Source organism: Crossiella sp. SN42 (genome assembly GCF_023897065.1).
GTDB lineage: Bacteria > Actinomycetota > Actinomycetes > Mycobacteriales > Pseudonocardiaceae > Crossiella.
In genome coordinates, this window is sequence record NZ_JAMHIV010000062.1 from 15,059 (window position 1) to 32,311 (window position 17,253).

Sequence of the window (17,253 nt, forward strand, 5' to 3'; positions counted from 1 at the left end):
GCATCGCGGTGCGACCGCCGGACCGGCCGCACCGCGATGCGTTCAGGTGATCAGCCGAAGCACAGCGGGGCGCTGATGTGCTTGTGGCAGCGGACGGTCCGGGTGGTCGAGCCGGTCTGGTTCTTGCTGTCGGTCACGGTCAGCGTCACGGTGTAGGTGGCCGCGACGTTCGGGTAGCTGTGCGAGACGGTGGCGCCGGTGCCGGTGCTGCCGTCGCCGAACTTCCAGGCGTGGCCGGATACCGAGCCCTCCTCGTCGCTGGAGGCGCTGCCGTCGAAGGAGCAGCTGCCGCGGTTGCAGCGGACGCTGAACGCGGCGGTCGGTGGCAGGTCGCCCGCCTTGACCAGGCGGCGGGTGCTGTGTGTCTTGCCGTCGTTGTCGGTCACGGTCAGCCGGACGCTGTAGTGGGCGGCCTTGCCGTAGTTGTGCGAGGCGGTCTTGCCGGTTCCGGTGCCGCCGTCGCCGAACTCCCAGGCGTAGCCGGTGATGCTGCCGTCGGGGTCCTTTGCAGAGCTCGCGTCGAAGGAACAGGTGGTGTTGCTGGTGGAGCAGCTCGCAGTGAACGCGGCGACCGGCCTGCCCGGGTCGGCGGAGCCCGCCGGGTAGTCCTGGGTAGAGCTGACGTCCAGCAGCGGTTCCTTGACGTTGTCACCGGAGTCGTCGGTCCAGTCGGTGTTCGCGGTGTCGATCAGCCGCTGCCGCACCGCGCGCACGCCGTCCCGGTTGGTGGCCCGGTTGCCGTTGGCGGTCAACAGGCCTGCCGCGCCCGCCACGTGCGGGGCGGCCATCGAGGTGCCGCTCAGCGTGGAGTAGCCGCCGTTGAGGTGGGTGGACAGGATGCAGGTGCCGGGTGCGGCGATCTCCACGGTGGCGCCGAAGTTGCTGAAGTCGGCCAGGGTGTCGTCCTGGTCGGCCCGGCAGGTCGAGGCCGCGCCGCCGCCGCGCTTGCCGTTGAAGTCGGCCAGCGCGGACACGGTGATCACGTCCGGGTGGTTGGCCGGGAAGAAGGTCTTGGCGTCCTTGTGGTTGTTCCCGGCGGCCACCGCGAACACCACGCCCTTGCCGACGGCGTTGGAGATCGCCTGGGTGAGCGCGTCGTTCGTGCAGTTCTCGCAGCCGAGGCTCATGTTGGCGACCTCGATCTCATCAGCGTGCGCGGCCACCCAGTCCACGCCGGCCACCACGCCGGAGAGCTGCCCGCTGCCGCCGTCGTCGAGCACCTTGGCCGACCAGATCCGCGCGCCCGGCGCGATGCCGGTGACCCCGATCCCGTCGTCCTTGGCGCCGATGCTGCCCGCCACGTGGGTGCCGTGGCCGTGGCCGTCGCCGCCCGCGTTGTCGGTGCAGGAGCTGCTGTTCACGCAGTTGGTCCGGGCCACCACGGTCAGGTCGGGGTGCTTGCCGTCCACCCCGGTGTCGATCACCGCGACGTCCACGTCCACGCTGTAGTCGGCGGTGCCGTTGATCTTGAGGTTGGGGTTGGCGGTGGCGAAGGCCCGGTCCACGCCGGTGGGCACGGTCTGCGCGGTGGTGCGCACCACCGCGTCCGGCTCCACCGAGCGCACCCTGGGGTCGCGCCGCAGCGCCGCGACCGCGACCGGCGACAAGGACGCCGAGAAGCCGGACAGCGCGTGCCGGTAGACGTGGCCGACCTGGGCGCCGTGGCCCGCCGCCAGGGCCGCCGGGTCGGTCGCGTGGTCGGTGAGGGTGACCAGGTAGTCCGCCGGTTCACCGGCCGCCTGGGCGACCGGGGCCGTGGCAGCCAGCGCCACCACCCCCAGCGCCACGAGCAGTGCTCTTCTGATCCGCACGGGATCCTCCTTGTGCAGGGAACCGCGGCCAGCGCCGCGGGAGCACCAATCTCCAGCCGGATCAACGCCGCCAACAATGCCGGGAACCGTGGGTGTGGTACCCAATCGGGGCAGGCCAGCGGCGGCGTCTAGCATTTCCCGGGTGACCGCCTACGACGATCTTGACGTGTTCGAGCACCTGGACGCCGCCTCGCTGCCGCTGCGGCAGCAGCAGATCCTGGCGACCATCCGGGACTGGGTGCTCCGGCACGGCTACTCGCCGAGCACCCGGCAGATCGGCGAAGCGGTCGGGCTCCAGTCCTCCTCCTCGGTGTCCAAGCACCTGGCCGCCCTGGAGGACAAGGGTTTCCTGCGGCGCGGCTCCGCCATGTCCCGGCCGATCGACGTGCGCGCCTTCCTGCGGGACAGCTCGGCCCGGCGCGATGACGGCGACTCGGTGAGCGTGCCGGTGGTCGGCGACATCGCCGCGGGCACCCCGATCACCGCCGCCGAGCACCTGGACGACCAGCTGACCCTGCCCCGCGAGCTGACCGGCCGGGGCACCGTGTTCGGCCTGCGGGTGCGCGGGGACTCGATGATCGACGCGGCCATCTGCGACGGCGACATCGTGGTGGTGCGCCAGCAGTCCGAGGCGCACTCCGGCCAGATCGTGGCCGCGATGATTGACGAGGAGGCCACGGTCAAGGTCTACCGGCGGCGCAACGGGCACGTGTACCTGGAGCCGCGCAACCCCGCTTACCAGGTGATCGACGGGGACAACGCGGTGATCCTGGGCACCGTGGTCTCGGTGCTGCGCAGCGTCTGAGCCTCAGGTGGCCGCCGCCCTGCTCGCCGCGCGCTACCGAGCGGCCGCCCGCAACTCGCCGAACGCGGCGGCCAGTGCGTCCGCCTGGTAGTGCGCGTTGAGCCCGCTCGGATTCGGCAGCACCCACAACTTCGAACCGCCGATTGTCTCCGTTTGCGGCCCGATGACCGTTTTGGGCCGATCGAAGGCAAACCGATAGGCGGAAATCCCCAGCACCGCCACGTACTCCGGCCGATACCGCTCCGCGAGCGCGGTCAGCTTGCGGCCGCCTTCACGCAGTTCCTCGCGGGTCAGCTCATCGGCCCGCGCGGAGGCCCGCGCCACGATGTTGGTGATGCCCAGCCCGTAGTCCAGCAGTTCTCGCTGTTCGGACGGGTGCAGCTGGCGCGGGGTGAAACCGGAGCGGTGCAACGCGGGCCAGAACCGGTTGCCCGGCCGGGCGAAGTGATGTCCGGTAGCGGCCGAGTAGAGGCCGGGGTTGATACCGCAGAACAGCACCGACAGGCCGGGTCCCACCACGTCGGACAGGGTCTTGGCATGCGCGGCGGCCAGTTGTGCGGCGGTCGGTTTGGGCACGTCAACCGATATTACCCGCCCGGCGGACCGGCGTGGTCCTGGAATCCCACCGCGGCTCCTACCAGGTTTCCGCGGTCCGCGCTTGCCTGGAGTGGCGCGTTTACGCCAGCGTCGACCAGCAGCACCACCTTGCCAATCCGATTCGCCGCCCATCGCCAGGCCGCGGGTAACCCGATCGGCGCAGCCGCGACCAATTTCGGACCTTTCGGCCATTCCACCGTGACCAGGTCACCGCGGTCCAGCCGGACCAGCCAGCCCCGCGGAGTCGGCAGAAACAACCGGCCCAGCTCGGCCACGTTCTTCATGCCACCCTGGAGCGCCGCCCTGACCAGCAGACTTTCCCCATCCTGATCCCGTGGCGTGACCCCGCCCAGACGCAGCACCGCGATCCTGTTGTCCGTTTTTCCCCAAATACTCGCCTGGATATGTAGTAGAGCCGCTGCGCTCATCCCGGCACCTCCCGGCAATGACGATACGCCGGAAGTCGTCATCACGAAGCAGGGACGCAATGCGAAGATGGTCTCCAACCGGACAATGCGCCCATATTCTGTGTATCACCCCGTCACATTTCCCATGATGGACAAGCAGACCGGAATGGGCGTACCTTCCGAATGGGTTCAGCAATTAGGGGATGTAAGGGGAACCGCATATGGCTGCGGGGAATCGGCGCGTCAACGCCACTCCCACCACGGACAACCGCGCCAGTGACCTGCTGCTTTCAGCGGGCCGTTTCCTGCGTCGCGATGAGACTTCCGCCGATCTGCGCGTCACGTACCGGCGTGGCGGGCGCGACGGCGACTCCTTCTACCGGGACCGGTGGAGCCACGACAAGGTCGTGCCCTCCACCCACGGCGTGAACTGCACCGGCTCCTGCCGGTGGAACGTCTACGTCAAGGACGGCATCATCACCTGGGAGTCCCAGGACGTCGACTACCCCTCGGTCGGGCCGGACCGGCCGGAGTACGAGCCGAGGGGCTGCCCGCGCGGGGCCTCCTTCTCCTGGTACTCCTACTCGCCGCTGCGGGTGCGCTACCCGTACGCCCGCGGCGTGCTGGTGGAGATGTACCGCGAGGGCCTGCGCGTGCACGGCGACCCGGTCGCCGCATGGGAGTCCATTGTGGACGATCCCATGAAGCGGCACGTCTACCAGCGGGCCAGGGGCAAGGGCGGCCTGGTCCGGGTGAGCTGGGACGAGGCGGTGGACATGGTCGCCGCCGCGCACGTGCACACGCTCAAGCGGCACGGGCCGGACCGGATCGCCGGGTTCTCCCCGATCCCGGCCATGTCCATGGTCTCGCACGCGGTCGGCTCCCGGTTCATGGCACTGATCGGCGCGCCGATGCTCTCCTTCTACGACTGGTACGCCGACCTGCCGCCTGCCTCACCGCAGGTCTTCGGCGACCAGACCGACGTGCCGGAGTCCGCGGACTGGTGGGACGCCGCCTACCTGATGCTGTGGGGCAGCAACGTCCCGGTCACCCGCACCCCGGACGCGCACTTCATGACCGAGGCCCGCTACCGGGGCCAGAAGGTCGTGGTCTGCTCCCCCGACTACTCGGATGCGACCAAGTTCGCCGACGAGTGGCTGGCCCCGCACCCCGGCACCGACGCCGCGCTGGCGCTGGCCATGGGACACGTGGTGCTGCGCGAGTTCTTCGTGGACAAGCAGGAGCCGTTCTTCGCCGACTACGTGCGCCGCTACACCGACCTGCCGTTCCTGGTCACCCTGACCGAACGCGCGGCCGGGCTGGTGCCCGGCAAGTTCCTCACCGCCGCCGACCTCGGCTCGGCCGAACCCGGCGCGGACTGGAAGACCGTGCTGCTGGACGAGGCCACCGGGGAAGCGTTGGTGCCCAACGGTTCGCTCGGCTTCCGCTGGCTGGACGAACCGGGTCGCTGGAACCTGGACCTGGCCGGGGCGAGCCCGCTGCTGAGCTGCGCGGGCGCGGGCGAGCCCAGCGCGAACGGCACCGGCGTCGGCGAGACCGCCGAAATCCTGTTGCCCCGCTTCGACGATCCCACCGGAGCCGCGGAGACCATCCGCCGCGGCGTCCCGGTCCGCCGGGTGGCAGGCCGGCTGGTCACCACGGTCTACGACCTGCTGCTGGCCCAGTACGGCGTGGCCCGCGACGGCCTGCCCGGTGACTGGCCCACCGGCTACGGCGACCCGGACCAGCCCGGCACCCCGGCCTGGCAGGAGGTGGTCACCGGCGTGCCTGCCGAGCGGGCCACCCGGATCGCCCGCGAGTTCGCCGACACCGCGATCCGCTCCCAGGGCCGCTGCATGATCGTGATGGGCGCGGGCACCAACCACTGGTTCCACTCCGACCTGGTCTACCGCTCCTTCCTGGCGCTGCTGCTGCTCACCGGCTGCCAGGGCCGCAACGGCGGCGGCTGGGCGCACTACGTCGGGCAGGAGAAGGTCCGCCCGCTCACCGGCTGGGCGACCCTGGCCGGCGCACTGGACTGGGTCCGGCCGCCGCGACAGATGATCGGCACCGGCTACTGGTACACCCACACCGACCAGTGGCGCTACGACCGGGTCACCGCGGACGCGCTCACCTGGCCGGGCGCGGCGGGCACGCTGGCCGGGATGACCGCGGCGGACTGCCTGGCCACCTCGGCCCGGATGGGCTGGATGCCCTCCTACCCCACCTTCGACCGCAACCCGCTGGACCTGGTGGCGGAGGCCGAAGCCGAGGGCAGCGACCCGGCCGGGTACGTGCTTTCCCAGCTCCAGCAAGGAAAACTGGGCTTCGCCTGCGAGGACCCGGACGCGCCGGAGAACTGGCCGAGGGTGCTCACCGTGTGGCGGGCCAACCTGCTCGGCTCCTCGGCCAAGGGCAACGAGTACTTCCTGCGCCACCTGCTCGGCACCGACGCCAGCCTGCGCGCCACCGAGACGCCGGAGCACGAGCGGCCGAAGTCGGTGCGCTGGCGGGACAATCCGCCGGAGGGCAAGCTGGACCTGTTGCTGGCACTGGACTTCCGGATGACCAGCACCACGCTGTTCGCCGATGTCACGCTGCCCGCGGCCACCTGGTACGAGAAGCACGACCTTTCCAGCACCGACATGCACCCCTTCGTGCACTCCTTCAACGCCGCGGTGGACCCGCCGTGGCAGGCGCGCACCGACTTCGACGCCTTCCACGCCATCGCCGAACGGCTCAGCGAGCTGGCGAAGGACCACCTCGGCACCCGCAAGGACCTGGTGGTCACCGCGCTCCAGCACGACTCGCCCGGCGAGGTCGCCCAGCCCGGCGGCGTGCTGCGGGACTGGCGCACCGGCGAGTCGGACCCGGTGCCGGGGGTGAACTTCCCGACGCTGACCGTGGTGGAGCGCGACTACACCGCGGTGGCCGCCAAACTGGCCGCGCTGGGCCCGCTGCTGGACAAGCTGGGCACCACCACCAAGGGCTACACCGTGGAGGTGGAACCGGAGCTGCGCTGGCTGGGCGAGTCCAACGGCCTGGTCTCCGGTGGCCCGGCCGCCGGACGGCCCCGGCTGGACACCGACCGGCGGGCCGCGGACGCGGTGCTCGCGCTCTCCGGCACCACCAACGGCCGGATCGCCGACGAGGGCTTCCGGGTGCTCGGCGAACGCGTCGGCAAACCATTGCGGAAGCTCTCCGAACACCACACCGGGCACCGGATCACCTTCGCCGACACCAGGTCCCGGCCCGCGCCGGTGGTGACCAGCCCGGAGTGGTCCGGCGACGAGGGCGGCGGCAGGCGGTACTCGCCGTTCACCATCAACGTCGAGCAGCTCAAGCCCTGGCACACCCTCACCGGTCGGCAGCACTTCTTCCTCGACCACGACTGGGTCGCCGAGCTGGGCGAGCAACTGCCGCTCTACCGGCCGCCGCTGGACATGCACCGCCTCTACCAGGAACCGCGGATCGGCCCCAACGGCGCGGAGGTCACCGTCCGGTACCTCACCCCGCACTCCAAGTGGTCCATCCACTCCGAGTACCAGGACAACCCGATCATGCAGACGTTGTCGCGAGGCGGACCGGCGTTCTGGATCAGCAAGGCCGACGCCGAGGCGATCGGGGTGGCCGACAACGACTGGGTGGAAGCGGTCAACCGCAACGGGGTCGTGGTGGCGCGGGCGATCGTCTCGCACCGGATGCCCACCGGCACCGTGTTCATGTACCACGCCCAGGAACGCACGGTGAACGTGCCCAAGACCGAGACCACCGGCCGCCGCGGCGGCATCCACAACTCGCTGACCCGCGTGCAGATCAAGCCGACCCACCTCATCGGCGGCTACGGGCAGCTCAGCTTCGCCATCAACTACTACGGCCCGACCGGCAACCAGCGCGACGAGGTCACCGTGCTGCGCCGCCGCTCGCAGGAGGTGACCTACTGATGCGCGTGATGGCACAGCTGGCGATGGTGATGAACCTGGACAAGTGCATCGGCTGCCACACCTGTTCGGTCACCTGCAAGCAGACCTGGACCAACCGCGAGGGCGTGGAGTACGTCTGGTTCAACAACGTCGAGACCAAGCCCGGCCAGGGCTACCCTCGGCGCTACGAGGACCAGGAGCAGTGGCGCGGCGGCTGGGAACTGGGCCGCAACGGACGGCTGAAGCTCAAGGGCGGCAACCGGTTCTCCCGGCTGCTCAACCTGTTCGCCAACCCGAAGCTGCCCAAGCTGGCGGACTACTACGAGCCCTGGACCTACGACTACCGCAACCTCACCGAGGCTCCCCTGGGCGAGGACACCCCGACCGCGCGGCCGATCTCGGCGATCACCGGCAAACCCGCCAGCCCGAAGTGGGGCCCCAACTGGGAGGACAGCCTGGCCGGCGCGCCGGAGCACGCCCAGTCCGACCCGCTGGTGGAGAAGCTGGGCAAGCAGATCAGCTTCGAGTTCGAGCAGTCGTTCATGTTCTACCTGCCGCGGATCTGCGAGCACTGCCTCAACCCCTCCTGCGTGGCCTCCTGCCCCTCCGGCGCGATCTACAAGCGGGCCGAGGACGGCATCGTGCTGGTGGACCAGGACGGCTGCCGGGGCTGGCGGATGTGTGTGACCGGCTGCCCGTACAAGAAGATCTACTTCAACCACAAGACCGGCAAGGCCGAGAAGTGCACCTTCTGCTACCCCAGGCTGGAGGTCGGGCAGCCCACCATCTGCTCGGAGACCTGCGTCGGGCGGCTGCGCTACATCGGCGTGCTGCTCTACGACGCGGACAAGGTCGGCGAGGCGGCCAGCGTGGCGGACGAGCACCAGCTCTACCAGGCGCAGCTGGACGTCTTCCTGGATCCCAAGGACCCCAAGGTGATCGCCGCGGCCGACCAGGCCGGCATCCCGCACGACTGGATCCAGGCCGCGCGGCGTTCCCCGGTGCGCGAGCTGATCGTGGAGCACCGGCTGGCGCTGCCGCTGCACCCGGAGTACCGCACCATGCCGATGGTCTGGTACATCCCGCCGCTCTCGCCGGTGGTGGACGCGCTGGCCGGCACCGGGCACGACGGCGAGGACGCCGGGAACCTCTTCGGCGCCATCGACGCGCTGCGGATCCCGTTGGAGTACCTGGCCGAACTGTTCACCGCGGGTGATGTCGGCCCGGTGCGGGCCTCGCTGCGCAAGCTGGCCGCGATGCGCGCGCACATGCGCTCGGTCAACCTCGGCGAGGAGCCGGACGAGCGGGCGCTGGCGGTGGCCGGACTGACCCCGGCCAGCGTGCAGTCGATGTACCGGCTGCTGGCCATCGCCAAGTACCAGGACCGGTACGTGGTGCCCACCTCGGGCATCGGCCGGGCACACGACCTGGAGGGCATCGCCACCACGTGCAGCCTGGACACCGACGGCGGCCCCGGCATGGGCGGCCCCGGCGGATCCTCGGGCACCGACCTGTTCGTCTGGCGGGACGGCGAGCGCCCGGCCGGGCTGTTCCCCACCCTGGGGCGGGGCCGATGAGGTCGCGGCAGAACCGGCTGCTGCAGCGCATCGCCGCGCTGTGCCTGCACTTCCCGGACGCGGAGCTGTTCGCCCAGCTGCCGCTGGCCCGGTCCGCGGCAGCCGAACTTCCCGTCGCGCCAAGGGAAACCGTGCTGGCGCTGATCGACGGTCTGGAGCGGCTGGGTCCGGTGGCGGCCGGGGCTCGCTACGTCGAGCTGTTCGACACCAAGCCCGGCCGCTGCCTGCACCTGACCTGGTACACCGACGGCGACACCCGCCGCCGCGGCGGCTCGCTGGCCCGGCTCAAGCAGGAGTTCCGCGAGCAGGGCTTCGCGCTCACCGAGGGCGAGCTGCCCGACTACCTGCCGGTGCTGCTGGAGTTCGCCGCGCTCACCGGCGCGCCCGGCCGGGACCTGCTGGTGGAGTTCCGCCCCGCGATCGACCGCCTGCACCAAGCTCTGTCCACAGTGGACGTCGAGTACACCGGCCTGGTCGGCGCGCTGCTCTCGACGATTCCGCTGCCCCGCAAGGGGGTTCGCACCGTGTCCGCCAACCCGCCGGTCGAGCAGGTCGGGATGGAACCCGTCCTGCTCGGCTATCCCACCACGCGCGCGGAGAGTCACCGATGACCAACCCGATCGACCTGCTGCTGTGGGTGGTCCTGCCCTACCTGGCCATCGCCTCCATGATCGGCGGCACCATCTGGCGGTACCGCCACGACAAGTTCGGCTGGACCACCCGGAGCTCCCAGCTGCACGAGTCCAGGTTGCTGCGCATCGGCAGCCCGCTGTTCCACTTCGGACTGCTCTTCGTCGCCGGTGGCCACGTGATGGGCCTGCTGGTGCCCAAGTGGGTGACCGAGTCCCTCGGCGTGGCCGAACACGAGTACCACCTGGTGTCGCTGACCGCGGGCACCATCACCGGCGCGATGACGCTGACCGGGCTGGGCATCCTGCTCTACCGCAGGCTGCGCGTGCCCGCGGTGCGACGGGCCACCTCCGGCAACGACAAGCTGATGTACCTGGCACTCGGCGGGGCGATCCTGCTGGGCATGACCGCGACCGTGCTGACCAACGGCATCGGCGGCGGCTACGACTACCGGGAGACGATCTCGGTGTGGTTCCGCGGCATCTTCATCCTGCAACCGGATCCCGCGCTGATGGCCGGTGCGCCGCTGAGCTTCCAGCTGCACGTGGTGACCGGGCTGCTGCTGTTCACGCTGTGGCCGTTCAGCCGCCTGGTGCACGCCTTCAGCGCGCCGGTGGCCTACCTGGTGCGGCCGTACGTGGTCTACCGCAGCCGGGACGGCGAGCGGATCGGCGCGCGGACTCCGCACCGAGGGTGGGAGCAGCCCTGATCCGGCTGGCCATGTCCGCGGGCGTGGTGACCCTGGTGATCGCCGCCGGGGCCATCGTGACCCACCTGCCCATGCTGTTCCCCTCCCTGGGTCCGACGGCGTACCTGCTGTTCGCCACCCCGCTGGCCGAACCGGCCAGCCCGCGCAACACGGTGCTGGGCCACCTCATCGGCGTGCTCGCCGGTGCGGCGGGCCTGGCCGTGTTCGGCCTGCTGCACACCCCGCCGGACCTCACCGCGATCACCTGGCCGAGGGCCGGCGCCGCCGCGCTGGCCCTGGCCCTGACCTGTGGCGGCATGGCCGCGCTCCGGCTGCCGCACCCGCCCGCCGGGGCCACCACACTGATCGTGGCCCTCGGCCTGCTGCGCTCGCCAGCCGACCTGGCCATGATCATGCTCAGCGTGCTGGCGCTGACCGTGCTGGGCGGCCTGCTCAACCGGGCCCGCGGCATCCGCTACCCGCTGTGGCGGATCCGGCCGGCCACACCGGCGACCACCGTGGGAGCCCACACCGACCCTTGTCCGCCCCGCCAGGCCGACGTTGGCGTTCCCGACAATCATTAGTTGGTGGCCGCCCTGCCGACCCCGGCAGCCAGGCCTGGCTGGACGCGCTGTGGCGAAAGATGCTGAGCGGCACCGGCTCAGGCGCTGGGGATGGCCGCGCCGAACAGCTCGTCCCGCACCGCCCCCAGCGCCAGGTCCAGCGCGCCAGCCAGCACCGGATTACCCTCCACAGTGGACAGTCGAACCGGCGGCCGCGGAATGGTCAGCGCGTGCAGCTCCCGTTCCACCAGCTCCCGCAACGGTTCCCCACCGGCCAGCGAGAGTCCCCCGGCCAGCACGATCAGCCCCGGGTCCACCACCGCGGTGATCTCGGCCAGCCCCAGCGCGAACCGCGCCGCCACCTCGCGCAGCCCGGCCCCGGCCCGCTGGTCACCCGCACCCGCCAGCCGGGCGGCGGTGGCCACGGACCGGCGGTAGTCCGCCTCGGTGATCCCGTGCCCGGCCAGCAGTTGGCCGATCGCGGGACCGCCGGCCAGGGCCTGGTAGCCGTGGTGGCCGAAGCGGCCCACCTCGCGGGCGGTGGGCGCGCCGGGGACGGGCAGGTAGCCGACCTCGCCCGCGCCGCCGGTGACGCCGCGGTGCAGGCGACCGCCCAGCATGAGGGCCGCGCCCAGGCCCTCGTCGGCCCACAGCAGCACGAAGTCGGCGGTGCCCGCGGCGACGCCGTGCGCCTGTTCGGCCAGGGCGACCAGGTTGACGTCGTTCTCCACCACCACCGGCAGGCCGAGGGCCTCGGTCAGCGCAGCGGTGAGGTCGGGGATGCCCCAGCCGGGCATGTCGTCGTCGGTGGCGTAGTCCAGCTTGCCGGTGGCCGGGTTGACCGCGCCCTGCACACCGATCACCAAGCGGTTCAACGCATCCGGCGGCTGAGCCAGGGCCACCGCGGCACGCAGGCGCTCGGCCAGCGGCGCGGCGGAGGCGGCCTCGGCGGGCAGGGTGGCCTCGCCGACGACCGTGCCGGTGAGGTCGGCGACCTGGACCGCGATCCGTTCCGGGGTCACGTCCATCGCGGCCACCCCGGCAGCGGCGGCGTTGATCCGGTAGACCTCCGCGCTGCGGCCGGTGCGGCCGGACCGGGTGCCGTCCCGCACCACCAGTCCCGCCTGTTGCAAGCGCACCAGCAGTTGGGAGGCGGTCGGCTTGGACAGGCCGGTCAGCGCGACGATCTCCGGCCGGGTGAGCGGGCCGGACTCCAGCAGCGCGCGCAGGGTGGCGCGGTCGTTGATCGCCCGCATCAGGCCGGGTGTGCCCCGGACGGGGTTGGTCACGGGCATCCTCCGGGGTAAAGAGTCTTTACTTACCGGACAGTACGGAGCGGCGGGTTGACCGGTCAAGGGCAATGGTTTGCCCAACCTCTTGCCCGTCTACTCTTTTGAAGTTAGGATAGTTTCCTTACTATTCGCCCACGTTACGCCGAACTGTCGCCTGAATACATCTCGCCGCCAACGACGCCCTGCCCCGTCGCAAACGAGATTCATCAGGAGCACCGATGTCACGTCTCACGGCAGCGTTCGCCGCTGCCGCTCTCACCCTCACCACCCTGTCCGCGCTGGGCACGACCCCCGCGGCCGTGGCCGGCCCGAGCGCGGCGGCCGCCCTGCCCGATCTGACCAGCGCCAACCGGCGGGCCCCCATCGCCGGGCTGCCGGACTGGAGCAAGGCGGGCTACCGGGGCGGGGCCGCACTGCCCGGCCCCGGCGACCTGAACCCCAACGCCGCCTGTCAGATCACCAGCGCCGAACTGGCCACCCAGTACGGCGTCAAGACCGACGGCAGCGATGCCACCACCGGTCTGCAGAAGGCGATCGACGACATCCGCACGCAGTGCTCGCCGAGTGCCGGGTATAACAAGCTGTCCTCGATCACCCTGCCAGAGGGCAGGATCACCGTGACCCGCCAGCTTGGCGTGGACGCGGACTACCTGCTGATCAAGGGCGCCGGGCGGGGCAGGACCTCGCTGGTGTTCCGGCCGGATGCCAACACCCGTTACGACGCGCTGACCGAGGACGGCAGCGACTGGGACGAGGACGGCATGGTGCACGGCGCGGGCAAGGGCGGCTGGCTGTGGCCCGGCCGCGGCCTGCTGCGGGTGCAGACCCGTGAGGTGTCACCGAAGTACGCCGCGGACCACAAGTTTGCCCCGGCCAACCGCAAGGACATCTTCGAAGGCAGCATCAACCAGCACTGGGCATCCGGCCTCCCGCTGCGCGAGGGTTCGGCCCTGGGCGCCAAGGACATCAAGCTGGCCAAGAACGCCGATATGAGCAAGTTCAAGGTCGGCGGCTACCTGTGGGTCGGCGCGGCCAACACGGTCAAGTTCTACCAGCAGCAGACCGTGACCAACACCGCGCAGTACATGAACCTGCACATGCGCCAGCAGATCTTCCAGATCTCCTCGGTGGACACCGCGGGCAAGAACCTCACCATCGACAAGCCGCTGGAGTACGACCTCCCGCTCAACTCCACCGCCGACGGCTCCCCCGCCATCGAGGGCAAGGTCTACCCGAGCCGGGTCACCCCGCTCAAGGTGGTGCAGGGCGTGGGCATCGAGGACCTGACCATCACCCAGGAACTCAACGGCATGCCCAAGCACGGCGGCGGCACGTACAACGTGAGCAAGGCCGACGCCACCCAGAACTACGGCAACGTGGCCCCGGAGTACGAGATGCACGGCATCGTGCTCAAGTGGGCGGCCAACACCTGGATCCGCCGGGTGGGCGCGGAGATGACCGGCTCGCACCCGATCGTCACCGAGAGCGCCAAGAACATCCAGGTCCAGGAGTCCTATCTGGACGGTTCGTGGAACAAGGGCAAGGGCGGCAACGGCTACTTCCGCGGCTCGCGGGTGTGGGACTCGCTCTACGCCTACAACACCACCAGGAACCTGCGGCACTTCACCTTCCAGTGGTCAGCCTCCAACAACGTGGTGGTGGGCAACGACTTCGACTCCGACCTGAACGTGCACGGCGGCTGGGAACGCCGGAACCTGTTCGAGAACAACAAGGTCACCGTGCCGTTCGAGCACGCGTCCAAGAACTGCAAGAGCAACTGCGGGGAAGAGGGTGGCGGCGCGCCGGATGACTCCACCTGGTACCCGATCTGGTGGGCCGCCGGTCCCAAGGCGGCCAAGTGGTCCGGCTCCAGCGGCGCGCAGAACGTCTTCTACCGCAACAACATGAGCAAGCAGGCCAGCAAGGGCGGCCCGTTCCAGCCGTACTACGGCGACCAGGACCGGATCTTCCAGTTCGGCTCGGACGCCGCGGATGCCAGCAAGTTCAAGCACCTCAGCGCCAACGGCAGCACCATCCCGGACTGGGCGAGCCGGGAGACGGTGGACTTCACCAAGAACAACTCCGGAGTCAACGCCTCCCGGACCGACTCCTCCGGCTCGCTGTTCCTGAAGAACCTCGGCCGTACGGTCACCTTCGGCGCGGACGCGGCCCAGGGCGCGCTGGTGGACGTCTCCACCGCCGAGCAGCTCAAGGCGGCGCTGGCCAACGCGAAGCCGGGCGACACCATCCGGCTGGCCGCCGGTGAGTACCGCGGCTCGTTCGTCACCACCAAGGCGGGCACCGCGTCCAGCCGGATCACCCTGACCGGCCCGGCGAACGCGGTGCTGGTCAACGACGGCCCCGCCGGCACCGCGCCGTCCTGCCCGGTGCCCACCGCGGGCTGGGACTCCGGCTACGGCCTGTGGCTGTTCAACGCGCCCTACTGGAACCTGACCGGCTTCACGGTCAAGGACGCCAAGAAGGGCATCATCCTGGACAACTCGCACCACGTGACCCTGGACCAGGTCTACGTGCACCACGTGGACGAGGAGGCGGTGCACTTCCGCCGTTCCTCGGCCGACGGCGTGATCAAGAACTCCAGGATCACGCACGCCGGACTGGTCCAGCCCAGCTACGGCGAAGGCGTCTACATCGGCTCGGCGAACTCGAACTGGAAGTGCCACGGCAACACCGGTGGCGCGGACCGCTCGGACCGGGTCAGCGTGCTGGACAACCAGATCGGGCCGGAGGTGGCGGCCGAGCACATCGACGTCAAGGAGGGCACCAGCGGCGGGGTCATCCGCGGCAACACCTTCAACGGCACCGGGATCAAGGGCCAGAACTCGGCTGACTCCTGGGTCGACGTCAAGGGCACCGGCTACCTGATCGAGAACAACACCGGCACCTTCAGCAAGCCCGGTGTCTTCGCCAACGGCTACGAGACGCACAACCCGTCCAGCAGCCCGTCGTTCGCCAACGGCTGCGGCAACACCTGGCAGAACAACCGGTCCGACCTCGGCGGGGTCGGCAAGTACGCCATCAGCGTCACCTCGACGTCCAAGTGCAAGGACAACCCGAACGTGGTGTACGCCTCCAACACGGTCAGCAACGCCACCACCGGGCTGACCAACATCAAGGTGACGCCGTAACCCGGCGGCTCACCGCGCGCGGCCGGGACGATCGGCGTTCCGGCCGCGCGGCCATGTCGCCAGGAAGCGGACGATCGGGACTTCTCAGTCCACAGTGGACAGGCTGATTGCGGTGGTGGAAACCGGCGGGGAATGATGTCGGCCATGACGTGGTGGAAGACCGTGGCCGTGCTGTCCTGCACGGTGGCCAGCGTGCTCGCCGGTTCGGCCCAGGCGGTGGCCGCGCCACCTCGGCCGGGCGCGCACTGCCCGCAGCTGGATTCCGCGCTGCCCTGGCACGGCGACAACCGCGCCAGGTTGCAGCGCATGATCGACGAGCGCGGCTCCTGCGCCGGGCGGTCCGGGGCGCGGCCGGTGGCGGTGTTCGACTGGGACAACACCGTGATCAAGAACGACATCACCGACGCCACCCTGGCCTGGGCGCTCCAGCACGACAAGATCCTCCAGCCGCGGAGCTGGCTGGCGACCAGCAAGTGGCTCTCCCCCGCCGCGGACCGGGCGCTGACCGCGGCCTGCGGCACCGCCGTGCCTGCCGGGCGGCCGCTGCCCACCTCGCGGAACACCGCCTGCGCCGACGAGATCATGGAGATCAGGGAGAAGTCCCGGACCATGGGCGGCGCGGCCGCCTTCACCGGCGAGTGGAACCACCGGCGCACCGAACCCTCCTACGGCTGGATCCCGTCCCTGTTCGCCGGGCACACCCCGCAGGCGCTGACCGCTTTCGCCCGGCTGGCCCGCGCGGAGCAGCTGCGCGCGCCGGTGGGTGCGAAGCAGACCGTCGGCACGCACACCATCGCCGGCTACATCCGCTACTATCCGCAGCAACGGGACCTGATCCGCACGCTCAAGGCGGCCCGGTTCGAGGTCTACGTGGTCTCCGCCTCGGCCGAGGCGATCGCCGAGGCCTGGTCCGACGGGGTGGGCCTGGACCGCGCGCACACCATCGGCATCCGCAGCCAGACCCGGCACGGCAGGCTGACCGCCGAGCTGCTCGGCTGCGGCGGCGACCCGGCCGCGCTGCCCTACATCGACGGCAAGCGCTGCGTGGTCAACCAGGAGATCTTCCAGGTCAAGGGCGCGGCCGCCTGGGAACAGCAGGACAGCACGCGGCGGATCGCGCTCGGCGCGGGTGACGCGGACACCGACGTGACCTTCGTCGGCGATGCCACCGGCGCGCACCTGGCGCTCAACCGCAACAAGACCGAGCTGATGTGCCGGGCCTACGACAACGCCGACGGCCGCTGGCTGCCCAACCCGATGTTCCTCGACCCGCTGCCCGCCAAGTCCGGCCCGTACCCCTGCTCGACCGCGGGCGCGGTGCGCGCGGACGGCAGCCGCGGCCCGTTGCGGCGCGCGGACGGCGCGGTGGTGGCCGACCAGGCGGATCGGGCGCACGGCTGACAGAAATGCGTATTTGCGCGGCCCGAAGTATTGGCTCCGCGCTGTGGCCGGTGCAGGCCAGCCGGTGGACGTCGTGCGTCACCCATAGGCCGAGCTGATCCGGGGAAAGCCGGAAAGACGACCAGCAGAATGGGACACCGGCGGCTGTCACCAAGCCGCCACACGCATTCTCCCCACCGGTGCGGCGGGTAAAGGATGTGCGGACTTCGCCATTCTCACCGTGGGAGACAACCATGGCCGCACCCGCACGCGCCGACCTCCGGCCGGACCGGCTCGAATCCCTGACCGGACTACGCGCGATCGCCGCGCTCGCCGTGTTCATCACGCACTGCCTGATCGGCCTCAACTTCGGCCACGGGGAGGGCGCGGCCTACCTAGGTCGTGTCCTCAAAGTCCCGCCCGCGATAGTC

The 17,253-nt window shown here is 70.4% G+C and carries 12 protein-coding genes; 8 read left to right on the plus strand and 4 right to left on the minus strand.

From position 1 onward, the window contains the following. Positions 1 to 50: 50 nt before the first annotated feature. Complete coding sequence (locus M8C13_RS43065) at positions 51 to 1,811, minus strand: S8 family serine peptidase (protein ID WP_252486627.1); 1,761 nt, start codon at positions 1,809 to 1,811, stop codon at positions 51 to 53. A gap of 142 nt (positions 1,812 to 1,953) precedes the next feature. On the opposite strand from M8C13_RS43065, the gene lexA reads away from it, so the two are divergent. Continuing rightward, positions 1,954 to 2,616 (plus strand): transcriptional repressor LexA, encoded by a 663-nt coding sequence (lexA, locus tag M8C13_RS43070; RefSeq protein WP_252486628.1) that lies wholly within the window; start codon positions 1,954 to 1,956, stop codon positions 2,614 to 2,616. Between the two features lie 33 nt (positions 2,617 to 2,649). Here lexA and mug read toward each other — a convergent pair whose 3' ends face one another. Both mug and M8C13_RS43080 read right to left on the minus strand, forming a co-directional pair. Beyond that, positions 2,650 to 3,192: a G/U mismatch-specific DNA glycosylase gene (gene mug, locus M8C13_RS43075; protein ID WP_252486629.1), complete on the minus strand. Its 543-nt coding sequence runs from the start codon at positions 3,190 to 3,192 to the stop codon at positions 2,650 to 2,652. An 11-nt stretch (positions 3,193 to 3,203) separates the two neighbouring features. After that, a complete protein-coding gene (locus tag M8C13_RS43080; protein ID WP_252486630.1) occupies positions 3,204 to 3,641 on the minus strand; it encodes a hypothetical protein in 438 nt (145 codons plus the stop codon). Positions 3,642 to 3,841: 200 nt separating this feature from the next. Here M8C13_RS43080 and M8C13_RS43085 point away from each other — a divergent pair, with 200 nt between their 5' ends. From M8C13_RS43085 to M8C13_RS43105, 5 genes are read left to right on the plus strand one after another with little or no spacing between them, the layout of a single operon-like run. After that, on the plus strand, positions 3,842 to 7,564 hold the full coding sequence (locus tag M8C13_RS43085) for a nitrate reductase subunit alpha (RefSeq protein WP_252486631.1): 3,723 nt from the start codon (positions 3,842 to 3,844) through the stop codon (positions 7,562 to 7,564). Then, positions 7,564 to 9,120, plus strand: a complete 1,557-nt coding sequence (gene narH / locus M8C13_RS43090) for a nitrate reductase subunit beta (protein ID WP_252486632.1) — start codon at positions 7,564 to 7,566, stop codon at positions 9,118 to 9,120. Before M8C13_RS43085 ends, narH begins: the two co-directional genes overlap by 1 nt. Continuing rightward, the gene (narJ, locus tag M8C13_RS43095) at positions 9,117 to 9,731 is read left to right on the plus strand and encodes a nitrate reductase molybdenum cofactor assembly chaperone (protein WP_252486633.1); all 615 of its coding nucleotides are present in this window, start codon (positions 9,117 to 9,119) and stop codon (positions 9,729 to 9,731) included. The genes narH and narJ overlap by 4 nt, the downstream gene beginning before the upstream one ends. Beyond that, on the plus strand, positions 9,728 to 10,459 hold the full coding sequence (gene narI, locus M8C13_RS43100; RefSeq protein WP_252486634.1) for a respiratory nitrate reductase subunit gamma: 732 nt from the start codon (positions 9,728 to 9,730) through the stop codon (positions 10,457 to 10,459). Before narJ ends, narI begins: the two co-directional genes overlap by 4 nt. Then, positions 10,444 to 11,022, plus strand: a complete 579-nt coding sequence (locus M8C13_RS43105; RefSeq protein ID WP_252486635.1) for an HPP family protein — start codon at positions 10,444 to 10,446, stop codon at positions 11,020 to 11,022. Before narI ends, M8C13_RS43105 begins: the two co-directional genes overlap by 16 nt. Before the next feature lie 77 nt (positions 11,023 to 11,099). On the opposite strand, the gene M8C13_RS43110 is transcribed toward M8C13_RS43105, so the two are convergent. Beyond that, complete coding sequence (locus M8C13_RS43110) at positions 11,100 to 12,290, minus strand: ROK family transcriptional regulator (RefSeq protein WP_252486636.1); 1,191 nt, start codon at positions 12,288 to 12,290, stop codon at positions 11,100 to 11,102. Positions 12,291 to 12,511: 221 nt separating this feature from the next. Here M8C13_RS43110 and M8C13_RS43115 point away from each other — a divergent pair, with 221 nt between their 5' ends. Together M8C13_RS43115 and M8C13_RS43120 are read left to right on the plus strand one after the other, a co-directional pair. Continuing rightward, positions 12,512 to 15,442, plus strand: a complete 2,931-nt coding sequence (locus tag M8C13_RS43115; protein WP_252486637.1) for a right-handed parallel beta-helix repeat-containing protein — start codon at positions 12,512 to 12,514, stop codon at positions 15,440 to 15,442. 144 nt (positions 15,443 to 15,586) lie between these two features. Next, positions 15,587 to 16,843 carry a haloacid dehalogenase-like hydrolase gene (locus M8C13_RS43120; protein WP_252486638.1) on the plus strand — a complete coding sequence of 419 codons (1,257 nt, stop codon included), beginning with the start codon at positions 15,587 to 15,589 and terminating at the stop codon, positions 16,841 to 16,843. Positions 16,844 to 17,253: the final 410 nt, after the last annotated feature.

Coding starts and splice junctions, on each gene's coding strand:
- narJ (WP_252486633.1), top strand. CDS start 9,117: ATGAGGTCGCGGCAGAACCGGCTGCTGCAGCGCATCGCCGCGCTGTGC.
- M8C13_RS43115 (WP_252486637.1), top strand. CDS start 12,512: ATGTCACGTCTCACGGCAGCGTTCGCCGCTGCCGCTCTCACCCTCACC.
- M8C13_RS43080 (WP_252486630.1), bottom strand. CDS start 3,641: ATGAGCGCAGCGGCTCTACTACATATCCAGGCGAGTATTTGGGGAAAA.
- narH (WP_252486632.1), top strand. CDS start 7,564: ATGCGCGTGATGGCACAGCTGGCGATGGTGATGAACCTGGACAAGTGC.
- M8C13_RS43085 (WP_252486631.1), top strand. CDS start 3,842: ATGGCTGCGGGGAATCGGCGCGTCAACGCCACTCCCACCACGGACAAC.
- narI (WP_252486634.1), top strand. CDS start 9,728: ATGACCAACCCGATCGACCTGCTGCTGTGGGTGGTCCTGCCCTACCTG.
- M8C13_RS43120 (WP_252486638.1), top strand. CDS start 15,587: ATGACGTGGTGGAAGACCGTGGCCGTGCTGTCCTGCACGGTGGCCAGC.